The organism is Spirochaetota bacterium (assembly GCA_038043445.1).
Taxonomy (GTDB): Bacteria; Spirochaetota; Brachyspiria; order Brachyspirales; family JACRPF01; genus JBBTBY01.
Genome location: JBBTBY010000117.1, coordinates 1 through 10,533 on the forward strand (window position 1 = coordinate 1; position 10,533 = coordinate 10,533).

Here is a 10,533-nt window from a genome sequence, read left to right on the forward strand (position 1 = left end):
GTCCTGCGGCCGGGATGACAGCGATTTCATCAGAATAAGATCTTCCGGGCGTGATACGTAAATTACAATACCGTCGATCGTTATTGGTATTGCATTCTCGACCGCCGATCGATAGATCGGATGTACAGGGAGCAGTATATCGAGGATGATGATGTTCTCGCCTTTTCCCCGGATGACGACGCGTTGAATGGATGTGTCCGCGAACTCAAGACGCTTTTCGTTGAACTGTACGATATCGAAAGCCGCGGACAGTATTTTCTTAAGACGGGGCAGCTCGGATATTTCCATAAGAAGCGTGATATCGATATCTTCGGTCGCACGGGGAGCCGCGATCACGCCCACGGCGAGTCCTCCCGCAAGACAGTATCTGAGGTTATGAGAAGTGCAGACCTCGCTTACTTTTTTAAGGGTTTCAAGCATCCCGTCCGGGATTCCCATGCATCTTCCTTCCGTTTCAGTATCTGGCGGTTTATCTCTCTGTCGATCAAGTCATCGGTCCATGTCGGGTGCTGTGTCCGGATGTATGCCTTCTTCAGCGCGAACACAGTGCCGATTATTTCAAGTGTCTTAAGGAAATTTCGCTGATAATCCATACGGCGAGTATAACACACCGGTGCGTATCTGCAACTGAAGGCCATTGCCCCTGTCAAGCCATTGCCCCAAAGTATCACGTAGGGGGAACCACCAAGTCGCCAAGGCACGAAGAAATGGAGAAGAATGGCTCTCGTTCTATTACAATCATTTGTTTGGTGCACGATCATAACTTTATATATCTTGGTGTCTTTGGGCCTTGGTGGTTCTATGGTGCGCGTACGAGAGCGTTTTGGTACGGCCGTGCGTCGCGCGGCCGTTTGCCCGTAAGCCGCTTGAACTGTCGCGAGAAATAATTGCTGTCGGTGAAGCCGCAGTCGAACGCGATCTCGGTTATTGTGCGGTTCGTCGATGCGAGCATCTCCTCAGCGCGCTGAACACGCAGCTGCAGTATGTGCTCTACGGGCGTTACGCGGTAATGGCTTTTGAACACGCGGTCGAAGTGGCGTATCGAACTCCCGAATCGTTTCGCCAGATGCGGCAAGGGGAGAGGGCGATTCCAATTCGCTTCGATATATCCTGCGATGCGGGAAAGCGGATCGATCGCTGTGTTGCCGGCCGTGTCGCCGGCGTACGCCCGTGCAAGGCGGATGATAAGCTCCATCGTGAGGACGCGTGTGACGGCCTTATGCCCCGCTGCGCGGAGCGAGAGCTCGGCAAGCAGTCGTTCTATCAGGTGCTCGATCTCCGTCATGGATGAAGGATTGAGCCGTAATGTACGCACCTCAGCGCTGGGCGAGAAGAGCCTGAACCCGGCAAGCGACCGGATATCGGCATCAAGATGCTGTATGAATGCCCCGGAAAGCGCGATGTTGAAATGCTCGAGCCCGTCGCATGCAAAGAACGCGTGCGATGCCCCTTTCGGGACGACCATCACATCTGTGCGCGAGATCAGTGAACGTTTTCCGGATGCGCTGTGGAACGCTCTGCCGCTTCGTACGATGGACACTTCCATATAATCGTGGGTATGTTCGGGAAAATCGCCGTTGAGCACATGCGGGACGATGCTTACGGCGTCCGATGCGGCGAAATTCCTGTCGTACTCGCGCCGGGCGTTGTAGCGTATGCGAACCATGTCCATATAATCCTGGTAATGTCCAAAAAGTCAAGGACGCCATGCCGTCAGTGTACTATAGTAAATCACCTGAAAAGATCTTCATAGATACGGTATCGGGCCGGCGCGCTGTTCGCGCAAGGAGCGAGGATGTCCGGAAAAGTATTCACCAAATATGCTTCAAATCCCATACTCAAGCGGAACTTGAAAACTTAGTGGAAGCATGTTACAGTTCGAACGTTCATCTCGGTACATTCTATCGATAGTGCACGTCGATGGGCGAATGCGCGGCATGTCGGATCGAGCGGGAAAAACGATCACGAGGGCTCCTATGAAACAGATCATTCTCTGCATCATCAGCATAGCCGTATTGTTCGCCGATGAGAATCTTGCCGGTGGCGAGCGATGGCAGGCGGTACAGAGCGTAGTCGCCGAGCAGCAGAACGACGGCATTACCCTGCGCTCTGAGAAAGAGGAATACGGCATATATCAATTCCAGTATGCGATCACCCATGATTCACCGAAAACGCTGAAACTGAGCTTTCGTTACCGTACCGCCCCCGACAGACCCGCCAACGCATCGTTCGCCATTACGTGGCTCTGGTATGATGCGGTCGGAGAGATGAAAGGGAAGGGCAGTTATATTCGCATTCCGCCGTCGCCTGCAGCTGTGAAACGCATGCTGCAGCTCATCGACAGGCCCGAGAACGCAAGGCGGCTCGATATCCGCTTTCAGACGCAGGGCCCCGTCAACGGAAAATTCATTCCATCATATATTGAACTTGCGGATCTGTCGCTCGCCGCGTACGGTCAGTCGAAGGAGACGCTCATGCTGCTCGCAAAACCGCTTACGAAAAGCACGGCGGAAAAGCGCTGGCCGAAGAACGGGCTTCGCGGCGTGAATACGTTCACCTTCGGACCGTTCAGCGCGAATGCCACCGATCCGGGGGAATTCATTTCTGATAGAGCGTTCAAACGGATGGCGGGTTGGCACATCAATCTTCTGCGTCTCTGGGTGAATGTCGACAGTGATTCGAAATGGTATGTCAAAAAAGGAGAGACGGTCCCGCCCATCCCCGATGATGAACCCATGGTCCCGTATAAGCGTCATCTGGACGGTATCCGTGTTGCGTTACACCTTGCAGAAAAATATAATATGCAGGTGATAATAACCGCGGGGGATATTGTCGGCCGCAAGATCGATGTTATGTACTCGGCTTCTGACGGCGGCGGATACGAGCAGGAATTGATAAAAGTATGGAAATTCATAGCCCGTGAATTCGGTACGCACCCGAATCTCATCGGATATGATCTGCTCAACGAGCCGAACACAAAAGGCGAAGTGGAACGTTGGCGAAAGGATATGGTCCCGGTGCTCTGTCAGGCGGTCCGGGCTGTCGATAGGAATACTTATTTGATCATCGAGCCGGCACCCTGGGGACTGCCGTGGTGTTTTGAGGGATTTCAGCCGATCGACAACCCGAAAGTCGTGTATTCATTCCATCACTATATGCCGCATACCTATACGCATCAGGGCATCCACGGCTACAAGACCGCTGAATATACGAACAAGGCGTATCCCGGAATTCTGAAGAAGTTCCCTTCAGACCCGCCGATGATGTGGAACAAGGAAGAACTCGAAAAGAGCATGGTCATCGCCGCCGACTTCGCGAAAAAGAACAATGCCATCATGTGGGTCGGCGAATTCTCAGCCATACGCTGGGCGCCCGGCGCCGCGCAATGGATAAAGGATTCCATCGATATTTTTGAAAAATACGATTATAGCTGGAGTTATCACTGCTATCAGGGGTGGAACGGTTGGAATCCGACGTTCGATGCGGATGAACCCGACAGTAATGACCCCGACGGCGGGAAGGATACTGATCGGTTGAAAGTGCTTGTTGATGCGTGGAAGAAAAATAAACAATGACCGGAGGTCAAAGGAAATGAAAAACAACATCATGTTGCGAGTTGTGTTCGTACTGTTCAGCGCCATAGCGGCTTCGTACGGTCAATCGCCTTCAGGGGTCGTCGTGCCCGACTCTCCCGACAAGGGGTCATGGGGCGGCGCGCGTCTGCGGGGGATCAACATTTACGGCGCATTCACACCCAAGGATTTCCAGGACTTGAAGGCCTGGAAGGTCGACCATGTACGATACCAGATGGTCCGGCCCAAGCTCGTGAAAGGGATTGATGGCTGGGAGCTCGAAGCGAAGTTTAAAGATGCTATCGATGCTATATTGACGCTTGCGGAAGCGGTGGACATAAAGGTGATACTGGACCTGCACGATCAATCGCCGTTCTTCCCCGGCGATCTCTGGAAGAGCGAGACTCTGGCGAATTGGGAAAATCCGGAGAACCGGCAGAAGCTCGCTTCGCTCTGGAAATGGCTGGCAGGGATATACAAGGACAGGCGTATCGTCGCGGGGTATGAGATACTCAATGAGCCCGCGCCCCCGCGGAACGAACGTGGATACCGCGCGTTGAACGAGATAAATAAAGAAGTCACCAAAGCGATACGGGAGGTGGACGGATGGCACACTATCATAGTGAGCGGTCCGGAGTATTCGCGTCCTGCAAAAATGGATATGCTTGAAGCGACCGGTGATCCGAACACGGTGTACACGTTCCATATGTACGAACCGACCGAATTGACGCATCAAGGCGTTACCTGGATGAACGCGCCGGCGGGTGTGACCTATCCCGGTATTATCCCCCTGGGATGGAACGAACCGCGAACACCGACAATGGTCGATAAAAAATTCTTATCCGAAAAAATGGCGGCAGTGGCGACATTCCGAAAAAAGTACAACGCCCGTATCTGGGTGGGTGAGTTCTCCTGCCGACGCGTGGCGCCGGCGAACAGTGCCTATGCATGGATAAAGGATGCACTTGAACTCTTCGAAGCGGAGGGATGGGACTGGTGCTATCACTGTTTCCGGGAGGACCGTTACGGGACGGGGAACGCGACGTTCGGCATCGAGCATGCGTGGGACGCGAAAAAAGAGGAGATAACGCCGGAAACCAGGACAGAAACGGATCGGCTGAGGCTTTTAAAGTCTTATTGGCAGAATCGCGCCGGGAAGTAACGGCACGGATGAAGATAGTCCCGCTCACGCAATTCGCTTTCGCTTTCGCCGAACATGGTGTATGGTCGCTCGCGGATATCCCATCGTTGGCGTGGCATCCCGCCCGCATGCCCGGTGATTCGATACGCCATCTCCGCGACGCCGGGATAGAGACGGCCGACCCGAACGTGATGGATCATCAGAAGGCGTATCTCCCGTATGAGACGAAGGATTTTTTCTATCGAACGATTATCGATGTGAAACACGATATACGGTATCGCCTCGCTGCAGACGGTCTTGATACTTTCAGCGATGTGTACGTCAATGGCGCGCTTGCATATTCGGGCGAAGACAGCTTCATCCGTTTCTCGCTCGATATCACAGGGTGGCTTGTGCCCGGAACGAATGAGCTTCTATTCGTATTCAAGTCGCCGATACGCACCGTCGATGAGCGGGTTGGGGAAGTGCCTGCGAAAAAACACGCCGTCGTCTTTGATGAAGTGCGCCGCGTATGGATGCGTAAGCCGCAATTCCATTACGGCTGGGACAATGCGCCGCATCTGGCCGGTGTCGGCTTCATCGGTACGCCGAAACTCATTGCTGTCGATGAGAATGTATTCGTCCGTGATGTCATTTTTGACTGCGAGTACGATTGGCGGGAGAAGCGCGCATCGTTCGCGATACGCGCGTTCCTGTCGGTGTTCACCAAAACGAGTCTCGAAGCTGAACTCCGATGGAACGGGGTTCGTGTCTGGGGGGGCGAGGCGGTTATCCCCGCGGGAGAGCATGAAGACAGGACTATCGCGTCGGGAACGATGGATGATGTGCATGCATGGAATATCCGCGGTTACGGAGAGCCTGATCGCTACGAGTGTGTCATTTTGGCAGACGGGTGCGAGCTTTTTCATCGCAAGATCGGTATACGGCATGTCAAGCTTTCGACAAAGGTGCTTGAGAAGAGGCGGGTGAGCTATGAGGTGCGCTCCCCGGGAAAAAGCAGCGTAGGGATGGACGGTACTGCAGCGAACGTCGGTTCGGTTAACGAGGAAGTGATCGACGGTCTTCCCGCCGGTCCATGGTCGCGCGTGAAAGTGCCCGAGCATGAGGTCGATGTGCATGAATTCCGCCTCATCGTGAACGGTGTCCCGATATTCCTCCGCGGGTATGACTGGCAGCCGCTTGAGAACAACCTGTCGAACATCTCCGATGAGCGGTATGCCGCGGCGCTGTCATTCTATAAGGAATCCGGCGCAAATGCCGTGCGTGTCTGGGGCGGTGCATACATCGAGGATGAGCGGTTCTACGATTTCTGCGATGAGAACGGTATCGTCGTATGGCAGGATTTTCAGTTCGCCTGCGCATTATATCCGGACGATGACGACGGCTTTAAGACGCTGATAGCTCGCGAGGTGTCCGATATTCATACGCGGTTGAACTTGCATCCGTCGCTTTGCATGTACTGCGGCTCCAATGAGATCGATATGTCGCTCCATGACCGCGGGCTTGACCGTCGTGCGCATAATACCATCGGATACGAAGTGATACCGAATACGCTTTCCGCGCTCGGCAGCCGCGTGCCGTACCATGTATCGAGCCCGTGGGGCGTTGATTATCCGCGAAGCCCCTTCTCCGGCGAGAACCGCAACTGGACGGCGCGCGAATATGTCGAGAACGATTATCCATTGTTGAGGAAGGATGAATGCGCCATGAACAGCGAGGGCGGTGCGCCGGCATTCCCGTCGCGCGCGGACGTGCGCGATTTTTTCATGGACGATATGCCGCTCGATGAGAATGCGCTTGAATCGATAGAGGCGTATCGGCTGCATGCGGGGAGCACGCTTCGGTGGCATCGCAAAGAATATCTTCACGGGATGTGGCGCAATGTCCGTGCGCATTTCGGCCAGTGGCGTTCCATCGATGAACTTATCTATCTGACGCAGCTTTTTCAGGCGGATGCGCTTACGCGGTATATCGAGAATTTCCGTTTCCGGGAAAAGTTCTGCGGCGGGGCGCTTATCTGGAAATTCACCGATACCTGGCCGAACGTAGAGCTTACCGTGCTCGACTACGGCGGCCGCCCGAAAATGGCGTATTACTCGGTGCGCCGTGCCATGCAGGATACCGTCATCTGTCCGTTCTTCGACGACAGGGAATTCCTATTCGGGATCAGCACGACACTCCCTTCGCTATGGGGTGCGCTTGCCGTCGATGTCGTCCATGTGGACGGCTCTGTGCGCGAAACCATGAGCGAAGATATATCGATGACGCGCGGTGTACATCACGCCGGTATCCGCATCATGCGGGAAGCGCTCCGAGAGCGTTACGGAGCCGGGAACGTGCTGCTGCGAGCCCGCCTTGTCCGCGGTGACCTCGCTTTGGCAGAGCGCATATTCATCCCGGAAACGTATCGGACCATGCATGTGCATCCCGGTGATGTTCTCGATGTGCGCACGATGCCGTCAGCCGGGGGTACGGATATCGAGCTTACGGCGCGCGAGACAGCGTTCGGTGTTTCTATCCGCATGGCTGATGAGCACGCGCTGCCGCTCAGGCTTTCCGATAATGCGTTCACGCTTGTGAAAGGGGACCGGCGGACGATACGCGTGAGTGGATACCTGACCGCACAAGAGATAACGGTTGAAACGTACAATGGGATACGTTCCCCGTGATTGACTTGCCTGCCATATCGGATATAGTTGCATCAAAGGCCATCCTTCGGGTACAGTTCAAGTATTTCGAGGTGTTCATAGTGAGCTGCCTATGCCCGTTCTCCCGGTGACAGTACTATACGCGATCATACTTTGCGCGGTCGCGTTCCTGCTCGGCATCGGGGCGGCGCGTATCTTCCTTCGACAGAAGCGTACACCGCAAGCGCCTTCTCCGCAGCCGGAAGAAAAGATCAATGCCATCGTATTCGATGCCGGTATACGGCTGCATAATGCGCGCACCAAGGACGATGTCTATAACCTTGTCGGCCGTGCGATACAGGACATGCTCGGCGATGCGTTCATCGCGATAGGGGAGAGCGATGCTTCCCATACCGCGGTCGCGCTGGTAAAGCTCATCGGTTTTGACGCGTATCTCGAGCAGATGAAGAAGATTCTCGGACGCAAGGCGTTCGAAACGCCGTATGAGATGAAAGATATCATGAAGAGCGATGCGGTAAGCCCCGACGGGAGACTGCGCATGCTCCCGGAAAAGCTCTTCGATCTCACGGGGCACACCGTGCCGCGTACCGTCTGCGGTCTTGTCGAGACGATACTCGGTATTGAGAAGGTATACTCGATCAGCTTTTCCTATTACGGATCGATAGTCGGCGGGGCGTCCATACTGGTGCGCCGCGGCGGTGCGGCTGTCGATGCAAAGGCGATAGAATCGCTTGCGCGTCAGGCGGCGCTCGTGCTTGAGCGTATCCGTGCGGAAGAGCGGCTCTCGCAGAGCGAGGAGAAGCTCCGGACGATGATCGATACCATCCCGTACCCCATATTCGCAAAGTCCGCCGACATGAGATATACCGAATGCAATAAGGCGTTCGAAGCCTATCTGGGGAAAATGCGTGAGGAGATAATCGGCAAGACCGTCTATGAGGTGTCCCCTCCCGACAAGGCAGCCGTGTACGATGCGGCGGACCGTGCGCTCTGGAAGTCGAAAGCGACACAGCAGTACGACGGGAGCGTTCGCTACCATGACGGCACGGATCATACGGTATCGTTCTATAAAGGCATTATCCGGAACACGAGCGGCGCCCCGAACGGCATTATCGGCGTCATGTATGATATTACCGACAGGATCGCCATGGAGGACGCATTGCGCGAAAGCGAATTCCGCTTCCGTGAGATGGCGGACCTGCTCCCGCTCGCGATATACGAAGCGGATATGACAGGCAGGATAACCTTCGCGAACCGCAAGGCGCATGAGCTCTTCGGATATTCCCCGGGCGATGTGGCGAACGGTCTCTCCGTCATCGATACGGTGGTCCCCGAGGACCGTGAGCGCGCCCGTACGGGCATTGCGAACATCAGTACGGACAGCGAGCATCGAAGCGAATACACCGCGCTCCGCAAGGACGGGAAGCGCATCCCCGTGGCTATCGTTTACTCGGTGATCGTGAAGAACGGGAAGGTATGCGGGTTCCGCGGTACCGCGGCGGATATATCGGAACAAAAACGCGCCGAAGATCATATGTTCCGTGAATCGGTACGCATGGGGGCGCTGGCCCGCATTGCACCGCTCGATGATGAGAAGGCGATATTCGATGAGGCGCTGTCCGCATCGCTCGCGGTGACCCGAAGCGATATCGGATACATCTATTTTTATGACGAGGCGAAGAAGTTGTTCGAGATATTCTCATGGTCGAAGAGCGTGATGGAACGCTGCACGGTCGCCGAGCCGAGAACGGTATATCAGCTTGAGACCACCGGCATCTGGGGTGATGTCGTTCGAGAGCGGCGTCCGCTTATCGTCAATGATTTTGCCGCGGAGGGCACTCGCAGGGTGGGATATCCCGAGGGGCATGTCGCCCTTACGCGCTTCCTTTCAGTGCCGGTGTTCGACGCCGAACGCATCGTTGCCGTCGTCGGTGTTGCGAACAAGGTGTCGCCGTACGACGATTTTGACGAGCGGCAGCTTACCGAGCTTATGCACGGCGTATGGCAGGTCGTTACGCGCAAGCGTGCGGAGCATGCGCGCATCGACAGTGATGAGAAATTCAGGGAATTGACCGATCTTCTACCGCAGTCGGTGTTCGAGACCGATGCGAAAGGCGTCATTACGTTCATCAATACGCAGGGTATCTCCGCGACCGGCTACAGCCTCGACGATTTTACCAATGGGTTCCATGCGAGCGGTTTTGTCATTCCTGCGGACCGTGCACGCGTCGGGGAGAACATGCGTGCGGTCGCTGAAGGGCGCATGGAATCAGGCGCCGGCAATGAATACACGGCCATGTGCAAGGACGGCACCACGTATCCGGTCATCATTTATTCCTCGCCGCGATATGTCGACGGGGTGTTCGCCGGACTTCGCGGCATCGCCATCGACATCTCAGAACGCAAGAAATTCGAGGAAGAGCTGCAAAGGAGCGAAGCGCGTTTCAGGAACATCGTCGAGGCGGCACCGTGGGGCATGCATTTCTGCGAATTGAAGGACACACGCCTTGTTTTTACCGGTGCGAACGCATTTGCCGACCGCATGCTCAATATCGATCATCGGGCACATGTGGGGAAGTCCATTGAAGCGGTCATGCCGGGACTGGATGCCGGTATCGTTTCGACATTCTGTACCATAGCCGAGAAAGGGGGTATCTGGACGAACGAGGAAAGCGAGTTCATAGACCATCCCCTGCTCGGCATGTTCGATGTGTACGCGTTCCAGACATCGCCGGGAAAAATGGTCGTTGCGTTCGCGGATGTATCCGAACGAAAGCGTATGCAGAAGGAGCTGAGCGCGAGCGAGGATAAGTACCGGACCTTGGTGCGAAACCTTCCCGATATCGTTCTTGTGCATGAGGCGGGGATCATCAAGTATTTCAATGATGCAATACCGGAAGTTACCGGGTATGCAATGGACGACCTCATCGGAAGGAGCATCGCTGATTTCATACACCCTGACGATGTCGGTGTTGCGTTCGAGAACATGAAGCGCAGGGCATCCGGGGAAGAGGTGCCGTTCGTCTATGATCTCCGGCTCATCACGAAATCGGGCGCTGTCCGCAATTTCGAGATACGTGCGGCGCTTGTTCAATTCGAGGGCCGCCCGGCGCATCTCTCGGTGCTGACCGATATCACCGAACGAAAGGCCGCCGAAGAAGCGCTCAAGGAA

General features: G+C 55.2%; 6 protein-coding genes. 4 read left to right on the forward strand and 2 right to left on the reverse strand.

Annotated features, from left to right (window positions below; translation table 11 throughout):
- Positions 1-438, reverse strand: a 438-nt coding sequence (locus AABZ39_16000; protein ID MEK6796283.1) for a hypothetical protein, incomplete at its 3' end; no start/stop codon positions are given.
- A gap of 361 nt (positions 439-799) precedes the next feature.
- Complete coding sequence (locus AABZ39_16005; protein MEK6796284.1) at positions 800-1,672, reverse strand: helix-turn-helix domain-containing protein; 873 nt, start codon at positions 1,670-1,672, stop codon at positions 800-802.
- A 304-nt stretch (positions 1,673-1,976) separates the two neighbouring features.
- Here AABZ39_16005 and AABZ39_16010 point away from each other — a divergent pair, with 304 nt between their 5' ends.
- The 4 genes from AABZ39_16010 to AABZ39_16025 form a co-directional block, all read left to right on the forward strand.
- Entirely contained in the window at positions 1,977-3,575 is a 1,599-nt protein-coding gene (locus AABZ39_16010) for a cellulase family glycosylhydrolase (GenBank protein MEK6796285.1), read from the forward strand.
- Positions 3,576-3,591: 16 nt separating this feature from the next.
- Positions 3,592-4,734 carry a cellulase family glycosylhydrolase gene (locus tag AABZ39_16015; protein MEK6796286.1) on the forward strand — a complete coding sequence of 381 codons (1,143 nt, stop codon included), beginning with the start codon at positions 3,592-3,594 and terminating at the stop codon, positions 4,732-4,734.
- An 8-nt stretch (positions 4,735-4,742) separates the two neighbouring features.
- The gene (locus AABZ39_16020; GenBank protein ID MEK6796287.1) at positions 4,743-7,382 is read left to right on the forward strand and encodes a glycoside hydrolase family 2 protein; all 2,640 of its coding nucleotides are present in this window, start codon (positions 4,743-4,745) and stop codon (positions 7,380-7,382) included.
- 91 nt (positions 7,383-7,473) lie between these two features.
- Positions 7,474-10,533, forward strand: a 3,060-nt coding sequence (locus tag AABZ39_16025) for a PAS domain S-box protein (GenBank protein MEK6796288.1), incomplete at its 3' end; no start/stop codon positions are given.

Coding starts and splice junctions, on each gene's coding strand:
- AABZ39_16005 (MEK6796284.1), bottom strand. CDS start 1,672: ATGGACATGGTTCGCATACGCTACAACGCCCGGCGCGAGTACGACAGG.
- AABZ39_16010 (MEK6796285.1), top strand. CDS start 1,977: ATGAAACAGATCATTCTCTGCATCATCAGCATAGCCGTATTGTTCGCC.
- AABZ39_16015 (MEK6796286.1), top strand. CDS start 3,592: ATGAAAAACAACATCATGTTGCGAGTTGTGTTCGTACTGTTCAGCGCC.
- AABZ39_16020 (MEK6796287.1), top strand. CDS start 4,743: ATGAAGATAGTCCCGCTCACGCAATTCGCTTTCGCTTTCGCCGAACAT.